Annotated in this window: 16 protein-coding genes and 2 pseudogenes; 9 read left to right on the top strand and 9 right to left on the bottom strand. The window is 74.3% G+C overall.

What is annotated here, in order from left to right; genetic code table 11:
• Positions 1-172 precede the first annotated feature (172 nt).
• On the top strand, positions 173-931 hold the full coding sequence (locus ACF09K_RS12840; RefSeq protein WP_392242964.1) for a maleylpyruvate isomerase family mycothiol-dependent enzyme: 759 nt from the start codon (positions 173-175) through the stop codon (positions 929-931).
• Between the two features lie 12 nt (positions 932-943).
• Here ACF09K_RS12840 and ACF09K_RS12835 read toward each other — a convergent pair whose 3' ends face one another.
• Positions 944-1,333 carry a MarR family winged helix-turn-helix transcriptional regulator gene (locus ACF09K_RS12835; protein WP_392242962.1) on the bottom strand — a complete coding sequence of 130 codons (390 nt, stop codon included), beginning with the start codon at positions 1,331-1,333 and terminating at the stop codon, positions 944-946.
• A 116-nt stretch (positions 1,334-1,449) separates the two neighbouring features.
• Between ACF09K_RS12835 and ACF09K_RS12830 the strand changes: the two are divergent.
• Positions 1,450-1,673 (top strand): annotated as a pseudogene (locus ACF09K_RS12830) (hypothetical protein); the annotation flags it as partial.
• Positions 1,674-1,760: 87 nt separating this feature from the next.
• On the opposite strand, the gene ACF09K_RS12825 reads toward ACF09K_RS12830, so the two are convergent.
• Positions 1,761-2,984, bottom strand: coding sequence for a hypothetical protein (locus ACF09K_RS12825; RefSeq protein ID WP_392242960.1), 1,224 nt, complete (start codon positions 2,982-2,984; stop codon positions 1,761-1,763).
• Positions 2,985-3,263: 279 nt separating this feature from the next.
• Between ACF09K_RS12825 and ACF09K_RS12820 the strand changes: the two genes are divergently transcribed.
• Positions 3,264-3,644 (top strand): DUF6332 family protein, encoded by a 381-nt coding sequence (locus tag ACF09K_RS12820; protein ID WP_392242958.1) that lies wholly within the window; start codon positions 3,264-3,266, stop codon positions 3,642-3,644.
• On the opposite strand, the gene ACF09K_RS12815 is transcribed toward ACF09K_RS12820, so the two are convergent.
• The 3 genes from ACF09K_RS12815 to ACF09K_RS12805 all read right to left on the bottom strand — a co-directional run bounded on the left by ACF09K_RS12815 (position 3,605) and on the right by ACF09K_RS12805 (position 6,460).
• A complete protein-coding gene (locus ACF09K_RS12815; RefSeq protein ID WP_392242956.1) occupies positions 3,605-4,270 on the bottom strand; it encodes a response regulator in 666 nt (221 codons plus the stop codon). The genes ACF09K_RS12820 and ACF09K_RS12815 overlap by 40 nt on opposite strands.
• 40 nt (positions 4,271-4,310) lie before the next feature.
• Complete coding sequence (locus ACF09K_RS12810; RefSeq protein WP_392242954.1) at positions 4,311-5,540, bottom strand: sensor histidine kinase; 1,230 nt, start codon at positions 5,538-5,540, stop codon at positions 4,311-4,313.
• A 230-nt stretch (positions 5,541-5,770) separates the two neighbouring features.
• The gene (locus ACF09K_RS12805; protein ID WP_392242952.1) at positions 5,771-6,460 is read right to left on the bottom strand and encodes a TetR/AcrR family transcriptional regulator; all 690 of its coding nucleotides are present in this window, start codon (positions 6,458-6,460) and stop codon (positions 5,771-5,773) included.
• Between the two features lie 172 nt (positions 6,461-6,632).
• Here ACF09K_RS12805 and ACF09K_RS12800 point away from each other — a divergent pair, with 172 nt between their 5' ends.
• A complete protein-coding gene (locus ACF09K_RS12800; RefSeq protein ID WP_392242950.1) occupies positions 6,633-7,091 on the top strand; it encodes a nitroreductase family deazaflavin-dependent oxidoreductase in 459 nt (152 codons plus the stop codon).
• A gap of 226 nt (positions 7,092-7,317) precedes the next feature.
• Here the strand turns inward: ACF09K_RS12800 and ACF09K_RS12795 are convergent, their stop codons facing one another.
• On the bottom strand, positions 7,318-8,592 hold the full coding sequence (locus ACF09K_RS12795; RefSeq protein WP_392242949.1) for a geranylgeranyl reductase family protein: 1,275 nt from the start codon (positions 8,590-8,592) through the stop codon (positions 7,318-7,320).
• Positions 8,593-8,726: 134 nt separating this feature from the next.
• Between ACF09K_RS12795 and ACF09K_RS12790 the strand changes: the two genes are divergently transcribed.
• The 3 genes and pseudogenes from ACF09K_RS12790 (at position 8,727) to ACF09K_RS12780 (ending at position 11,938) form a co-directional block, all read left to right on the top strand.
• Positions 8,727-10,082, top strand: a complete 1,356-nt coding sequence (locus ACF09K_RS12790; RefSeq protein WP_392242947.1) for a dipeptidase — start codon at positions 8,727-8,729, stop codon at positions 10,080-10,082.
• Between the two features lie 86 nt (positions 10,083-10,168).
• Positions 10,169-10,893 (top strand): annotated as a pseudogene (locus ACF09K_RS12785) (MBL fold metallo-hydrolase).
• A 1-nt stretch (position 10,894) separates the two neighbouring features.
• Positions 10,895-11,938 carry a protein kinase family protein gene (locus tag ACF09K_RS12780; protein WP_392242945.1) on the top strand — a complete coding sequence of 348 codons (1,044 nt, stop codon included), beginning with the start codon at positions 10,895-10,897 and terminating at the stop codon, positions 11,936-11,938.
• 3 nt (positions 11,939-11,941) lie between these two features.
• Here ACF09K_RS12780 and ACF09K_RS12775 read toward each other — a convergent pair whose 3' ends face one another.
• The 3 genes from ACF09K_RS12775 to ACF09K_RS12765 form a co-directional block, all read right to left on the bottom strand.
• Positions 11,942-12,985, bottom strand: coding sequence for an NUDIX domain-containing protein (locus ACF09K_RS12775; RefSeq protein WP_392242943.1), 1,044 nt, complete (start codon positions 12,983-12,985; stop codon positions 11,942-11,944).
• A gap of 152 nt (positions 12,986-13,137) precedes the next feature.
• Entirely contained in the window at positions 13,138-13,332 is a 195-nt protein-coding gene (locus ACF09K_RS12770; RefSeq protein ID WP_392242942.1) for a hypothetical protein, read from the bottom strand.
• A 126-nt stretch (positions 13,333-13,458) separates the two neighbouring features.
• On the bottom strand, positions 13,459-14,412 hold the full coding sequence (locus tag ACF09K_RS12765; protein ID WP_392242941.1) for an ROK family protein: 954 nt from the start codon (positions 14,410-14,412) through the stop codon (positions 13,459-13,461).
• Positions 14,413-14,613: 201 nt separating this feature from the next.
• Here ACF09K_RS12765 and ACF09K_RS12760 point away from each other — a divergent pair, with 201 nt between their 5' ends.
• Both ACF09K_RS12760 and ACF09K_RS12755 read left to right on the top strand, forming a co-directional pair.
• Positions 14,614-15,663, top strand: coding sequence for a LacI family DNA-binding transcriptional regulator (locus ACF09K_RS12760; protein WP_392242939.1), 1,050 nt, complete (start codon positions 14,614-14,616; stop codon positions 15,661-15,663).
• A gap of 475 nt (positions 15,664-16,138) precedes the next feature.
• Positions 16,139-16,540 (top strand): VOC family protein, encoded by a 402-nt coding sequence (locus tag ACF09K_RS12755; RefSeq protein ID WP_392242938.1) that lies wholly within the window; start codon positions 16,139-16,141, stop codon positions 16,538-16,540.
• The last annotated feature ends 26 nt before the right edge of the window (positions 16,541-16,566 follow it).

Genomic DNA, 16,566 nt, shown 5'->3' with positions numbered 1-16,566 from the left:
GGAACCGCGGCAGGAACTCCCCCTGGACTGAAGCGGGTTGAAGACGCGGTGCCGCCGCCCGGCACACCGCCCCACACGTCACCCCCCCCCGCATCGCGCAGGACGGCGCGCCTCCGCCCCACCCCCTTTCCCCCGATTCCCCCGGCCGCACCCATCGGGCACACTCACCCGCATGGAGACCGCCGAGTTCATCCGCGTCCTCGACCAGGAAGGCCGCTCCCTCGCCGTCGCGGCGAGCGAGGCGGGGCCCGACGCCACGGTTCCGACCTGTCCGGGCTGGCAGGTGCGGGACCTGCTGCGGCACACCGGCACGGTGCATCGCTGGGCGGCCTCGTTCGTCGCCGAGGGCCGCACCGCCCCGCACGCCGGAGGAGGCCTTCCGGACCTCGACGGCGACGAGCTGCTGGACTGGTTCCGCACCGGTCACCGGCGGCTGGTCGACACGCTCGCCGCCGCGCCCGCGGACGTGGAGTGCTGGCACTTCCTGCCCGCGCCCTCCCCTCTGGCGTTCTGGGCCAGGCGGCAGGCGCACGAGACGGCCGTCCACCGGGTGGACGCGGAGGCGGCGCGCGGCACGGCCGTCGGGCGGAGCGTCGGCGAGAGTGCCGTCACGTTCTCCCCGGCCTTCGCGGCGGACGGCATCGACGAACTGCTGCGCGCCTTCCACACACGGCCCAGGAGCAAGGTGCGCACCGAGGTGCCCCGTGTGCTGCGGGTGCGGGCGACGGACACGGACGACGCGGTGTGGACCGTACGCCTGTCCGCGCGGCCGCCGGTGACGGAGCGCGGCGGCGAGGGTGACGCGGACTGCGAGGTGGCCGGCCCCGCGGCACAGCTCTACCTGTCGTTGTGGAACCGGTTGCCGTACCCCGCCGTCAGCGGGGACGCCGCGCTGGCCGAGCTGTGGCGGGAGAGGTCGGCCGTGACCTGAAGCCGACGGGGGTCAGTCCGTCAGCATGCGGGTGAGCACCGAGCGTTGCACGGGAAGCACCTCACCGTGCAACGAGCGCCCCTTCCCGGTGAGTGTCACCCGGACGCCCCGGCGGTCCTCCGCACACATGGTGCGCTCGACGAGACCGTCCCGCTCCAATCGGGCGATCAACCGCGACAGCGCGCTCTGGCTCAGATGGACCCGCTCGGCGATCTCCTGGACGCGGAAGCTGCACGCGCCGGCCGGGGCGGTTCCCGCGAGCACGTCGAGCACCTCGAAGTCGCTGCCGCACAAGCCGTGTCCGTGCAGCGCGCGGTCGAGTTCGCACTGCGTGCGGGCGTGCAGCGCGAGCATCCCCCGCCACTGTTCCACGAGCGCCTGTTCGCCCTTGTCCGCCGCCATGGCGGCACCGTAGCAGAGAACCGGATTCATTGCGCCAGAATTAAATGCATTTGCGTTCAATGCGCATACATGCAGTATGTGCGGCACGGGGCCGGGGGACATCCGTGTCAGACCGTGCGCCGGGCCTGGTGCTGAACGCACTCGTGCTCTCCCGTCCCCGCCGCGTGGACGCCGCCGTCACCCGGCTTCGCGCGGACGGCCTCGGCGTCCGCGACGAGGACGGGCCCGCCTCTTCCCGTTCGTCCGTCACCACACCGACATGCCGGGCCGGTGCTCCTTCCGGCTCCCCGGCCCGCCCGGCGGCTTCCGGCCCCTCCGTGAGCCGGACGCCGCCGGCGAGCGGCGAAGCACGGCGGGCGGGTCCGGACGGGCCCGCCGCCCAGCCGTCGTGGAAGGCCCGTGTCATCGGCCACCGGTTCGGGCCGGCTCAGGTGTCGACCGTCTCGACGCGGACGGCTCGGGCGCGGACCACGAAGGGCCGGGAGAGGACGGTGACGGCGACGGAGACCGCGGCCACGGCGGTGATGGCCGTGCCGGGGGTGAACCACTGGGCAAGGCCGCCGGCGATCGCGGCTCCGACACCCTGCCACGTCATCCGGCCGGCGGACTCGACTCCCTGGACCTGGCCGCGGACCGGATCGGGGGTCGCCTCCAGAAGCTGCTCCTGGAGCGGCAGGGTGGCGGCGAACCCGGCACTCGCGATGAACACCGCGGCTGTCGCCGCCGGCACGGGCGGGTGGAGGGCGAACAGCAGGTAGGGGAGGGCGAGCAGCAGTCGCAGGGCGAACGCGCAGCGGCGTCGCTGCCCGGCGGTGAGCAGTCGCCCGACGGTCAGGTCGCCGAGGAGCATCCCCGCCGATCCGGCGGCCAGGAAGGCGCCGGCGTGATCGGGGGCGTAGGAGATGAACAGGGCCTCGCAGCCGACGATCAGGCCGTTGGGGACCCACAGGTTCAGCAGCAGCGCGCGTTGGCCGGAGCGGGAGAGGAGCGCGGTGTTCGTCGTCCAGGTCTGGCGCAGTCCGGGGCGGCGGGTCAGACGGATCGAGCGTTCCCGGACCGTCACCGCCACGATGACCGATCCGGCTCCGGTCAGGGCTGTCGCGGCGACGAAGACCCCGTACGGGCTCAGGTACCGCAGAAGGACGGCGCCGACGGCATATCCGAGGACGGCCGTGCCGCCCGAGGTGATGTTCATCAGCGAACGCGCCAGTGCGTACGCGGAGGTCGGCACCACCTCGGCGAGCAGCCCCATCCGCGTTCCGGTCCCCAGGGACTGGAAGAATCCCAGCACCAGGAGCAGACCGAACCGGGCGGCGAGCGGCAGCCCCGGAACCGCCTGCGCGGCGACGCTCACGAGCGAGAGGCACTGGAGCGCGACGAGGGTCCGGCGAGGACGGTTCCCGTCCGCGACCGACATCAGCGTCAGCGCACCGAGCACCGTCGCGAACGTGGCACCGTACATGCTCACGGCTGTCAGGAACGGGGACCGGGTCTGATGGTCGACCAGCGTGCCGAGGGCGAAGCCCGACAAGGTGCTCGCGGCGACCGTCAGGGTGAAGCCGGCGTACAACCCGGCGAACTCACGGTTGCGGAGCAGGTCACGGTAGCCGGTGGTGGGAAGTGTGCCGGACGCGGACGTGTCGGAAGGCATGAAGTCGGAAGGCATGAAAAAAGCCTCCGAGCACACCCGTCGGGGCGCCGAAGGCCAACGGGTCCATTCTAGCAGCCGGCCCGGTCCCGCTCACGGCCCGTCACCGCCGGGCCTCCGGCGGCACGGGCGCGGACGCGGATACGTACCGGTCACGGCAGCACCGCACGTCTCGTCGCCCGCGGGGCGGGTGGCGAGGTGACGAGAGGGCACGGAGGATGTCTCCACGCGCGCCCGGCAGGCCTGTTGCCCCGCCGGGGGCACGCCTGTGAGACTGCCGGTATGACCGGCCACGGGGGACGCCGCACACAGGCGGAGCGGGACGCGATCACCGTCGAGATCGGGTACGCGCTGTTCAGCGCGGCCTTCGCGGCGGCCGTGCTGTTCGGGGCGGTCGCCGGGCCGGCGCTGCTGTTCGAACTCCCTGACGCCTTGGAGAAGGTGCTCCTCCGGGCGGGGCTCGGGGTCGCCCCCGTGGTGTTCCTGGTCCGGGTGGCGAGCGTGCTCGTCCGGTTCCGCGCGCAGGCCACGACCGCCTCCACCGACGCGGCGTCCGGCCGCAGCGGCGACGGCGACGGCGACGGCGCGATCGAACGCCGTGGCGGTCGGCCCGGCCAACCCGCTCAGCCGAGCCAGCCCGGTCTGACCAACCCCGACTCGTAGGCCAGCACCACCAGTTGGGCCCGGTCGCGGGCTCCCAGTTTCACCATGGTGCGGCTGACGTGGGTCTTCGCGGTGAGCGGGCTGACCACCAGGCGGCGGGCGATCTCCTCGTTGGTCAGACCGATCCCGACGAGCGCCATCACCTCCCGTTCCCGCTCGGTGAGCCGGTCCAGTCCGGAGGCGGCCGCGGGCTCCTTGGAGCGGGCGGCGAACTCCGCGATGAGCCGCCGTGTCACCCCGGGCGACAGCAGGGCGTCCCCCGCCACCACCGCCCTTACGGCACGCAGGAGTTCGGCCGGCTCGGTGTCCTTGACCAGGAAGCCGGAGGCGCCGGAGCGGATCGCCTCGAAGACGTACTCGTCGAGTTCGAAGGTGGTGAGCACGACCACCTTGACGCCGTCGAGGGCCGGATCGCCGGTGACGCGACGGGTCGCGGCCAGCCCGTCGAGCCGCGGCATCCGGATGTCCATCAGGACGACGTCCGGACGCAGTTCGCGCACGAGCCGCACCGCTTCCTCGCCGTCGCCCGCCTCCCCCGTCACCTCGATGTCCGGCTGGGCGTCGAGCAGCGCCCGGAACCCCGCCCTCACCAGTGACTGGTCGTCGGCCAGCAGTACGCGGATCACCGGACCTCCTCGGTGGGGACGGCGGACGGCAGCGGGCGGCTCACCGCTCGGGCCCGGGCGCCGACGGCAGGACGGCGAGCACCCGGAAGCCGCCGTCGTCCCTCGGGCCCGCCTCGATCGTGCCACCGAGCGCCGCGGCCCGCTCCCGCATCCCCGCCAGGCCGTTGCCGCTGCCGCCGGCGTCCGTGCCGACCGCCGGTCCGTCGTCGTCGATCGTCAGCCGCAGCACCCCGCCCGCCTGCTCGAGGTGCACGCGCGCGTGCCGGGACCCCGAGTGCCGTACGACATTGGTGAGTGCCTCCTGGACGACGCGGAACGCGGCGAGGTCCGTGCCGGGCGGCAGCCGGGGCGGTCGTCCCGTCACCTCGACGGTCAGGCCCGCGCGCGCCGCCTGCTCCACCAGTTCGGGCAGGCGGTCCAGGCCGGGCGCGGGGGCGCGCGGGGCGTCGCCGGGGGCGCGCAGGGTGTCGAGCACCTGCCGCACCTCGCCGAGCGCCTCCTTGCTGGCGGACTTGATCGTGGTGAGCGCGGTGCGCGCCTGCGCCGGGTCGGAGTCGAGGAGGGCGAGGCCCACGCCCGCCTGCACGTTGATGACGGAGAGGCTGTGGGCGAGGACGTCGTGCAGTTCGCGGGCGATGCGCAGCCGCTCCTCGTCGGCCCGCCTGCGGGCGGCCTGGGCGCGCTCGGCCCGTTCCCGGGCCCACTGTTCGCGCCGGACCCGCGCCAGCTCCGAGACCGCGACGACGACCGCGATCCAGGTGGCGGCCACGGTCTCCTGGGCGAGGGAGGCGGGCCCGTCCCCGGACGGCGGAAGCCACCGGTACAGCCAGTGCGCGACCAGCAGCTGGACGGCCCCCAGCATGCCCAGGGCCGTCCAGGCGGCCCGGCGGTGCCCCGCGACGACGGCGGCGAAGCAGGCCACGGCGACGGTCAGGAGGACCGGCCCGTACGGGTGGCCGGCGGCCAGGTAGACCGCGGTGACGGCGGCCGTGCCGAACACGACGGGCACGGGACGGCGGTGCCGCCACAGCAGCAGGCCCGCGGCCACGACCAGCAGCACGCGCGCGAACGGGTCGAGCGCCACGCGTCCGTCCTGTTGCCCGTGGGCCGCGAAGCCCGAGCCGATGAGCACGAAGGCGGCGAGCAGGACCGTCGACCGCCAGGGCCACCGGCCGGCCGGTTCCCCGTCCGCCCGGCGTCCCGGCCACGGCGGTCCGTGCCGCCACCACCGCACCGGCCCGCCGCGCCCGCGCACCCGTCGCTCGTCCATGTCCGCCACGCTAGACGCCACCGGCCAGGACGGACGTCAGCCGGGCGAGGTGACGGCGCGTACTCCCCGCGCAGTACGACCGGCCCCGCGGACCACCGGGTCCGGTGCGGCCGGATCCGGTGCGGCCGGGCTCGTGCGGCCGGGCTCGTGCGGCCGCGTCCGGTGCGGCCGGGCTCGTGCGGCCGCGTCCGGTGCGGCCGGGCTCGTGCGGGCACCGGCCCCCGCGGGCGCTACCCCAGCCCCACTCCCCTGGCCAGCCCCGTCACGGCATGGCGGAAGAACGGCTCGCGGTCCTCGACGATGCGGTTGAACTGGCCGAACACCTCGAAGCCGACCAGCCCGTACAGCTGGGCCCAGGCCGCCACCAGCGCCGTGGCCGTCTCCGGGGAGAGTTCGGGCGCGACGTCGGCCGTCAGCCGCTCCGCCTCGGCGCGCAACTCGGCCGGCAGCGGCGGTGCGGCGGGCGGGTCCGCCAGGCCCGCGTCCCGGGCGATGCCGATCAGCAGGAGCCCGACGCGGGCGGCCGCGGGCACCGTCGTCTGCGGTGCGCTGTAGCCGGGCACCGGCGAGCCGTAGATCAGCGCGTACTCGTGCGGATGCGCCAGCGCCCAGGCTCGGACCCCCTCGCAGACCGCGACCCAGCGCCGGACGGGGTCGGCGTCGGCGACGGCCGAGTGCGCGGCCTCCGCGCGCTCGCCGAGGGAGTCGTAGGCGTCGATGATGAGCGCGGTGAGCAGGTCGTCGCGACTGGGGAAGTAGCGGTACAACGCGGAGGAGACCATGCCCAGTTCGCGGGCGACGGCCCGCAGGGACAGCTTGGCAGCCCCCTCGGCGGCGAGCTGCCGACGGGCCTCCTCCTTGATGGCGGCGGTGATCTCGGTCCTGGCGCGGGCGCGAGCCCCTCGGGTGGTGCTGCTCATGGGCACCAGTGTTCCACGATCCGGGAGCGGTGCACACGATCGAGAGCGGTGAACCGAGAAAAGAGCGGCGAGCCAAAAAGAGAGCAGCGCTCTTGCGAAAGAGGGCCGAGTCGGTGCAGACTTCCACCACAGAGCGAGAGCAGTGCTCACATTCACCGCCCAGGAGGCATCCATGTCCGCCGCCCACGTCAAGAAGCCCGGCTGGTTCACCGTCAACGTCCTCAACCGGGCCGTCGCCTGGCTGACCCGGCGCGGGCTGAGCGTGTGGGGGTCCAGGGTCCTGGCGGTCCGGGGCCGCAAGAGCGGTCAGTGGCGGACCACGCCGGTGAACCTGCTGACGTCGGAGGGGCGGCAGTACCTCGTGGCCCCGCGCGGTCACGTCCAGTGGACGCACAACATGCGCGCGGCCGGCGGCGGTGAACTGCACCTGGGCAGAAAGGTGGACGAGTTCACCGCGGCCGAGGTCGGCGACGACGAGAAGGTGCCGCTGCTGCGCGCCTACCTCAAGCGCTGGAAGGCGGAGGTCGGCGTGTTCTTCGACGGTGTCGGACCCGACTCCCCCGACGCCGACCTGCGCCGCATCGCCCCCGACCACCCGGTCTTCCGGATCACGGTCACCGGGAGCCGGTGACCCGCGGCGTCCGGCCGCCCCGGTCCCCGGACCGGACACTCACGGAACCGGCACCGCGGACCACTCCACCGGACCACGGACGACGGACGAACAACGACGAACACCGCACGACGAACACCGGACACCGGACACCGGACGAAGAACGACGGACGCTGATCGACGGCCGATCGCGGCCGTCAACCGCCGCTCACCCGCCGCCCGCCGGCGACAGCCGACGACCGACGCCTCAGGAACCGGCCTTCTCCGGCGCGTCCGCTTCCGCGTCCGCGTCCGGTCCCCGGTCCACCGCCGCCTGCCGCCGGTCCATCACGTTCAGGGCGCGCTGGGCCAGCGGGTGCGAGCGCACGAGTTCGCCGAGGGTCGTCCGGCCGCGGGTGATGTCCGTGAACGCCCGCCAGGCAGGACGCACACCGGTCAGGGCCGCGTGGAAGAGCCCCGGACGCCGCTCGAAGAGGGCCAGCATCCGCTTGCCCACGCTCATCTCCACGCCGAGCCCCGCCTTGATCGCGAAGGCGTAGTTGAGAGCCTGGCGACGGGCGTCCACCGCGTCGTGCGCCTCCGCGATGCGCACCGCCCACTCGCCGGCGATCCGGCCCGAGCGCAGCGCGAAGGAGATGCCCTCGCGCGTCCACGGCTCCAGCAGTCCCGCCGCGTCGCCGCACACCAGCACCCGGCCGCGCGAGAGCGGCGAGTCGTCGGCCCGGCAGCGGGTCAGATGGCCGGAGGAGATGCTCGGTTCGAAGCCGGCGAGGCCGAGCCGCCCGATGAAGTCCTCCAGGTACCGCTTGGTGGCGGCGCCCTCGCCGCGCGCGGAGATCACCCCGACCGTCAGCGTGTCCCCCTTGGGGAACACCCAGCCGTAACTGCCGGGCATCGGGCCCCAGTCGATGAGGACCCGGCCCTTCCAGTCCTCGGCGACCGTCTCGGGCACCGGGATCTCCGCCTCCAGGCCGAGGTCCACCTGGTCGAGCTTGACGCCGACGTGTGCCCCTATGCGGCTGGCGCTGCCGTCGGCGCCGACGACCGCCCGGGCCAGCACCGCCTCTCCGCCCTGCAGGACGACCGCGACCGTACGCCGGTCGGGCACGGCCGAGCCGTGCTGCTCGACGCGCGTGACCGTGACGCCGGTGCGCAGCTCGGCGCCGGCCTTCTGCGCGTGCTCGACGAGCTGCTGGTCGAACTCGGGCCGGTTGATCAGCCCGAACAGCATCTGCCGGGAACGGCGGGTGCGGGTGAAGCGTCCGTTGTTCGAGAACGTCACCGCGTGCACCCGGTCCTGGAAGGGCAGCTCGAAGCCCGGTGGGAGGGCGTCGCGGGAGGGACCGATGATGCCGCCGCCGCACGTCTTGTAGCGGGGCAGCTCCGCCTTCTCCAGCAACAGCACGCGCCGCCCCGCGACCGCCGCCGCGTAGGCGGCCGAAGCCCCCGCGGGTCCCGCGCCCACCACGACGACGTCCCACACCTGCTGCACGTCGTCCGCCGAAGAGTTCTCGCTGCTCACGATGGTCTACTGCTCCCGATCAAGCCGCCTGCCGCACCTGTCCCCCGCATCCTACGACCGAGATCGCCGCGGCCGGCTGTGGGAGGATCGTCAACACTCATCGGTACAACGTCGCACCCACAAGGAGCGTGCCCATGTCGTCGAATCCGGTCGCCGAGACCGTCGCCTCGCTGATGCCCAGGGCGAAGGCGGAGCTCACCGAACTGGTGGCCTTCAAGTCGGTGGCGGACTTCGACCAGTTCCCGCGCTCCGAGAGCGAGGCCGCGGCGAACTGGATCGTCGCCGCCCTGCGCGCCGAGGGCTTCCAGGACGTGGCCCTCCTCGACACCCCCGACGGCACGCAGTCGGTGTACGGCCTCCTGCCGGGGCCGGAGGGCGCAAAAACGGTTCTGCTGTACGCGCACTACGACGTGCAGCCGCCCCTGGACGAGGCCGGCTGGGCCACCCCGCCCTTCGAGCTGACCGAGCGCGACGGCCGCTGGTTCGGGCGGGGCACCGCCGACTGCAAGGGCGGCTTCATCATGCACCTGCTGGCCCTGCGCGCCCTCAAGGCGAACGGCGGGGTGCCCGTCCACGTCAAGGTGATCGTCGAGGGCTCGGAGGAGCAGGGCACGGGCGGTCTGGAGCGGTACGCCGAGCAGCACCCCGAACTGCTCGCGGCCGACACGATCGTGATCGGCGACGCGGGCAACTTCCGGGTCGGTCTGCCCACCGTCACGTCCACGCTGCGCGGCATGACGATGATGCGGGTGAGCGTCGACACCCTCGCGGGCAACCTGCACTCCGGCCAGTTCGGCGGCGCCGCCCCCGACGCGCTGGGCGCGCTGATCCGCGTACTGGACTCGCTGCGCGCGGAGGACGGCTCGACGACCGTCGACGGCCTGACCGACGGCCCGGCGTGGGAGGGACTCCAGTACGACGAGGAGCAGTTCCGCAAGGACGCCAAGGTCCTCGACGGCGTCTCGCTGATCGGTTCCGGCACGGTCGCCGACCGCATCTGGGCCCGTCCCGCGGTCACCGTGCTCGGCATCGACTGCCCGCCGGTGGTCGGCGCCACCCCGTCGGTGCAGTCGAGCGCCCGAGCGCTGATCAGCCTGCGGGTGCCGCCGGGCGTCGACGCGGCCGAGGCGACGAAGCTGCTCCAGGCCCACCTGGAGGCGCACACGCCGTGGGGCGCGCGGGTGCGGACCGAGCAGATCGGCCAGGGCCAGCCGTTCAGCGCCGACACCACGAGCCCGGCGTACGCGGCGATGGCCGAGGCGATGGCGGTGGCCTACCCCGGCCAGGAAATGCAGTACGCGGGCCAGGGCGGCTCCATCCCGCTGTGCAACACCCTCACGGCGCTGTACCCGCGCGCGGAGATCCTCCTCATCGGCCTGAGCGAACCGGAGGCCCAGATCCACGCGGTCAACGAGAGCGTCTCCCCGGAGGAGCTCGAGCGCCTGTCGGTGGCGGAGGCCCTGTTCCTGCGCACGTACGCGGCGGACTGAGCCGCACGCTCCGCTCCGCCCCGGCCGTCCTCCGCTCTCGGCAGAGGGGTCTCGCCCGCCGGGCGGGGCCCCTCTACGGTCGTCCCGTGGACGTCGTCGCGCTCCTTCCCGTCTGCACCTGCCGCGCTTCCCGGTCGGCCAGGCGTATCTCCGGCAGGACGGCGACGAGTCGACGCTCGTCGACGCGGGACCACCCGGCTCCGGCCGCGTGATCGCCGACGCGGTCGCCGCCCCGGGGCACGGTCCGGCCGCCGTACGGCGTGTGGTGCTCGCCCACTTCCACGAGGACCACGCGGGCGGCGCGGCCGGACTGGCCGCCCTGACGGGTGCGGAGGTCCTGGCGCACGCCGCGGACGCGGCGGTGCCGCGCCGGGACGTCCCGGCTCCGGAACCGGTGCCGGCGGAGTGGGAGCGGCCGCTGCACGCCGCCGCTCTGCGTCACCTGCCCGGGCGGGGCGTCGAACCTCCGTCGGCGATCACGGAGTCGGCCGACGGCGACGTGCTCCCCCTCGGTGGCGGAGCACACGTGGTCCACGTCCCCGGCCACACCGACGGCAGCATCGCCCTCCATCTCCCGGGCCACGGGGTGCTGTTCACGGGGGACACGGTCGCCGCCTCTCCCGTCGACGGATCGGTGATGCCGGGCGTGTTCGACCTGGACCGCTCGCGGACCGTCGCCGCCCTCCACCGGCTCGCCGCGCTCGACGCGGACGTGGCGTGCTTCGGTCACGGCGACCCGGTGACCGGGCGGGCCTCGGCCCTCCTGCGCGAAGCCGCGGACGGGCACCGCCCCGCGCACCGAGGATGGTGACGTGACCGCGTCCTCGCGCCTCGGCGCCCATCACGTTCTGGCCGGCGCCCTCGGACGGCTGGACGACCGCGAACTGGCCGCCCTCGTGGCGACCGGCGTGCCGCTGGGCACCGGGGTGGGCGGAGAGGTGCTGCGTGTCGACGTGGAGGGCAGGCCGGTCTTCGTCAAGCGCGTCCGGATGACGGAGACCGAGCTCGCCCCCGGCAACGCCCGCTCCACCGCGAACCTGTTCGGTCTGCCGCCCTTCTGCCACTACGGCGTCGGCGACGTTCCCAGTCCCGGCACCGGGGCGTGGCGGGAACTGGCCGTGCACACCATGACCACCGGCTGGGTCCGGTCGGGCCGGCTCCCGAACTTCCCGCTGACGCACCACTGGCGGGTGCTGCCGGCCGCCCCGCAGCCGTTGCACGAGGGCCTGGCCGACGTCGACCGTGCCGCCGCCCACTGGGGCGGCGGTCCGGCCCTGCGGGCGCGGATCGAGGCCCTGCGTTCGGCACCGGCCCGCCTCACCCTGTTCCTGGAACACCTCCCGACGCCCCTCCACGACTGGCTGGGCGCACGGCTGCGCACGGACGGCGCCGACGCCGCCTGCGCGCTGGTGGAACGGGAGCTGACGGCCCTGACCGGCTTCCTGCGCGAACAGCGGCTCACCCACTTCGACGTCCACTTCCACAACGTCCTCACCGACGGACGGCGGCTCTACCTCACCGACCACGGTCTCGCCCTCTCGGCCCGTTTCCGGCTCACCGCGCGGGAACGGGCCTTCCTGGACCGGCACCGGGACTACGACCGCCACTACGCCACCACCTACCTGGTGAAATGGCTGGCCACCGACCTCTACGGCCACCGCGGCGAGGAACGCGCGGCGTTCGTGCGCGCCTGTGCCGAGGGCCTGCGCCCCACGGGGATCCCGGACGGGGCCGCCGCCCTCCTGGTCCGCCACGCGCGGGTGGCCGAGGTGATGACCGGCTTCGAGCGGCGGCTGCGGGAGGAGGGCCGGTCGGCCCCGTACCCGGCGGAGGCGCTGCGCCGCGCGGCGGCCTGAAGGTCAGCCGAGGGGGACCCCGGCCTCCAGGTAGAGCGCGGCGCCCCGTTCCCGCGCCCGCAGGGCCCAGCGCAGCCGTTCGTAGCGGACCGGTGGCAGCAGGCCGGCGGCCTCCTCCTCGGTGACGAAGCGCCAGCCCCGCAGTTCGGGGCCGGGCAGCAGCAGCCCCTCGGCCGCCGCGGAGTCGAGCCGGCCGCCGTCGAAGAGCAGGCGCAGCCCGCCGTACCCGGGAGGCGTCGGCCGCTCCCAGTCGACGACGAGCAGCCGCGGTACGTCGGCCAGCCGGACACCGGTCTCCTCCTCGACCTCGCGCATGCCCGCGCGCGCGGGCGCCTCGCCGGGCTCCACGACACCGCCGGGGAACTCCCAGCCGGGCTTGTAGGTGGGGTCGACGAGCAGTACCCGGTCCCGCTCGTCGAAGAGGAGCACCCCGGCGGCCAGCGTCTCGGCGCCCGGCTCGGGGGTCTGCACGATGTCGCAGGCGGCCGCCGCCCCGCTGCCGACGGCCTCCGCGATGCGCAGGGCGGTCTCGTACGGGGTGAGGCCGCCGGAGTCGACGGGATGGGCGTCCGCGGTGAGCCAGCCGCCGAGGGCGGCGCGGTACGGCTCGATGTGGTCGTACGACCACTGCCGTACCCGGGTCTCGCCGTCGGGGAGGCCGGGCGGGAGGTCCCGCCCGGCTATCCGCTCGCGCAGGATCGTTTCCGCCGGGGTCAGCAGCACGTGCCGGACCGCGATCCGGCGGGCGGCGAGGCCGCCGAAGATCTCGTCGCGGTACTCCTGGCGCAGCAGGGTCATGGGGACGACGAGGGTGCCGCCCAGTTCGCCGAGGAGCGCGGCCGCGGTGTCGATCACGAGCCGGCGCCAGATCGGCAGGTCCTGGAAGTCGCCGACCTCGGCGAGGCGTTTGGGCGGCAGCAGGTGCGCGAGCGCCGCCCCCACGTCCTCGGGATCGAAGAGCGTGCTGTTCGGGATCAGGTCGATCAGTTCCCGTGCGGCGGTCGTCTTCCCCGCGCCGAACGCGCCGTTGATCCAGACGACGGTCACGTCTCCCCCTCTGCTGTCGGCCCCCTGTGGCTTGCCCGCTCCACCCTGCCACGGAAACCACCTCCCGTTGAGGGCGCCGGACGAGGGCGCCGAACGGCGCGGCGCCGGTCCCCGGGGCGGGAACCGGCGCCGCGGCCGCGTGCGCGGGACCGTCAGCCGGTCCCGCCCAGGGCGTTCTCGTCGACGGCCAGGCTGTCGTCGGCGATCGTGTGGTCGAGGCTGCTGAGGGTGTCCCCCACGTTCAGTCCGTCGAGGTCCTCGCCGCCGGTACCGTGCGAGGGGGTGATCGCCGCGACGACGAAGCCGGTGGCGAGGGAGGCGAGGGCGAGCATGCTGCGCTTCTTCATGGCCTGATCAACTGCACAGCCCGCGTGAGGTCACGCGCCGACCGCGTCCCCTTCCCGAGCTTCCCGAGCGGGCCGGGGCGGGCGCTCCAGAGGGAACGTTCCTCCAGAGTGTCCGTCCCCGGCCCCTCAGACTCCCGCCGCCGCCCTCTCCGGTCCGGTCGCCAGCGCCGCGGCGGCCGCTCCCACCAGTCCGGCGTCGGTGCCCATCTGGGCGGGCACCACGGTCAGCCGCCGCACGAAGGACAGCGTGGCGTAGTCGGCGAGGGACCGCCGCAGGGGCTCGAGGAGGACGTCGCCCGCCTCGCCGACGCCGCCGCCGACCACCGCGATGTCGATCTCGACGAGGGTCGCGGTGGCGGCGATGCCGGCGGCCAGCGCCCGGGCGGCGCGCTCGAACGAGGCCACGGCGACGGGATCGCCCGCGCGGGCGGCGGCGGCCACGGCAGCGGCGGAGGCGTCGCCGTCCGGTCCCGGCCGCCAGCCGTTCTCCAGGGCCCGCCGGGCGATGTTGGGCCCGCTGGCGATGCGCTCCACGCAGCCGCGCGCACCGCAGGGGCACGGGTCTCCGTCGAGATCGACGCTGATGTGACCGATGTGACCGGCGTTGCCGGTGGGACCGGGATGGAGTCGGCCCCCCAGGACCAGACCGCCGCCGACACCGGTGGAGACCACCATGCACAGGGCGTTGTCGTGGCCGCGCGCGGCGCCCTGCCAGTGCTCGGCGGCGGTGATCGCCACACCGTCGCCGATCAGCTCGACGGGGAGGTTCCCGGTGGTGGCCCGGACCCGCTCGACCAGCGGGTAGTCGCGCCAGCCGGGCACGTTGACCGGGCTGACCGTGCCGGTGGAGGCGTCCACCGGACCGGCGCTGCCGATGCCGAGGGCGCGGACGCGCTCCCACAGGGGCGAGGCCGTGAGGTCCCCGAGCACCCCCTCGACGGCCCGCATCACGGTGTCGCCGTCCTGCCGGGCCGGCGTGGACCGTCGGGCGCGGACCAGGATCGTGCCGCCGCCGTCCACCAGGGCGCCGGCGATCTTGGTGCCGCCGATGTCCAGCGCGGCCACGAGGTCGGTGTGCATCAGTCTCGGTTCTCCCCGTCAACCATCGGAAAAAGGGCTGGCCGGTCCAGCGGTGGGGACGTGGGCCGGGATCGCGGTGGACAGTCTCTCCCGCATCTGACAACGTTGTCCAGGGCCTATGCTCGTCGGCACATCCTCAAACGCCTCCCGGGACGCCCGCACCGCACGCGTCCTCGCGGACAACAGGACAGGACCCGCCTCGTGCCCGAGACGCACCGCCGCGCAACCGGCATCTCCGCGAACCGCTACGGCAATCGTCCCACCATGAAGGACGTGGCGGCACGCGCGGGGGTGGGCCTGAAGACCGTCTCCCGCGTGGTGAACGGCGAATCGGGGGTCACGCCGGAGACGGAGCGGCGGGTCCAGGAGGCCATCGAGGCGCTCGGCTTCCGCCGCAACGACAGCGCGCGGGTCCTGCGCAAGGGCCGTACCGCCAGCATCGGCCTGGTCCTGGAGGACCTCGCCGACCCGTTCTACGGTCCCCTCAGCCGAGCCGTGGAGGAGGTGGCACGGGCCCACGGCGCGCTCCTCATCAACGGCTCCAGCGCCGAGGACCCGGACCGGGAACAGGAGTTGGCGCTGGCGCTGTGCGCGCGCCGGGTCGACGGGCTGGTGGTCATCCCGGCCGGCGACGACCACCGCTACCTGGAACCGGAGATCAAGGCCGGGGTGGCGACGGTGTTCGTCGACCGGCCCGCGGGGGGCATCGACGCCGACTGCGTCCTGTCGGACAACTTCGGCGGGGCCCGGGAGGGCGTCGCCCACCTCGTCGCGCACGGGCACCGCAGGATCGGCTTCATCGGGGACATGCCGCGCATCCACACCGCGGCCGAGCGGCTGCGCGGTTACCGGGCGGCGATGGAGGACGCGGGGATAACCGTGGAGGACGCCTGGATGTCCCTGGGCGTCACCGATCCCGCGCGGGTGCGCCGGGCGGCCCGGGAGATGCTCTCCGGGCCCGCCCCGGTCACCGCGGTCTTCTCGGGCAACAACCGGGTGACCGTCACCGTGATCCGGGTGCTCGCCGAGCAGAGCCGCCCCGTGGCCCTCGTGGCCTTCGACGACCTGGAGCTGGCCGACCTGCTCGAGCCGGGCGTCACGGTGGTCGCGCAGGACGCCGCCGCCCTGGGCCGTACCGCCGCCGACCGCCTGTTCCGGCAGCTGGACGGCACCCTCATCGCCCCGGAGCGCATCACCCTGCCCACCCGGCTCATCGCCCGCGGCTCGGGCGAACTGCCGCCGGCCGACTGAGCCGGCCCCCGGACAGGTCCACGGAGCGCGGCGCGTCCGTCCGCCCGACTCGCCCGCCCCCGCGGCACGTCGCGCCCCTCGCGGGCGCCGGACACGGGCGGGGCACGGCCGGGCGGGGCACGATCCGGCCGTCTTCCGGCGACCGTCCGCACCCCTCGGGCGGGACGCGCCCGGGAGCACCGGTACGCCCGCACCACGGCCGGTCCGGACACGGCCGCGAGGCCCCGGGGCGCCGCCGACCTGCCGGACTTCGGCCGGGCCCTCGACGCGGTCCCGGCGTTCTCCCGCTCCCGCTGCCGCCCCGCCGGCGTCGACAACGAGCGTCGCCGAGGCCGGGGGTGGCCGGATCGGGCCGGGACGGCGGGCCCGGCGGTCCGCGCGCCGGTTAGGGTCGCCGCACGGCATCGCGTGTCGGTCACCGGTCGGGTGAGGCATGGAGGTGCCCGTGAGTCTGCCCTACGGAGGCATTCCACACATGTCGGTACAGCTGAACCACACGATCGTCCACTCCCGTGACAACCGGGAGTCCGCCGAGTTCCTCGCCCACGTCCTGGGACTCGAGGTCGGGACCGCATGGGGCCCGTTCGTCCCGGTCGACACCGGCAACGGGGTCACCCTGGACTTCGCCACCGTCCCGGTGGAGTCCATCACCGTGCAGCACTACGCGTTCCTCGTCTCCGAGGAGGAGTTCGACGCCGCGTTCGGACGGATCAGGGAGGCCGGGGTCGCGTACTTCGCCGACCCGCACGGAAAGCAGCCGGGCGAGATCAACCACCACCACGGCGGGCGGGGCCTGTACTTCCTGGATCCCGCCGGGCACGGGATGGAGATCATCACCACGCCCTACACCTTTCCCGAGCAGCGACAGCGGCGGTAGGCGGAGCAGGGCCTGACGGCCCGCGG

The organism is Streptomyces sp. NPDC014882, assembly GCF_043081325.1.
Classification (GTDB): Bacteria; Actinomycetota; Actinomycetes; order Streptomycetales; family Streptomycetaceae; genus Streptomyces.
Note: the sequence above shows the minus strand (reverse complement) of the source record. Positions and strands in the feature narration are given on the sequence as shown.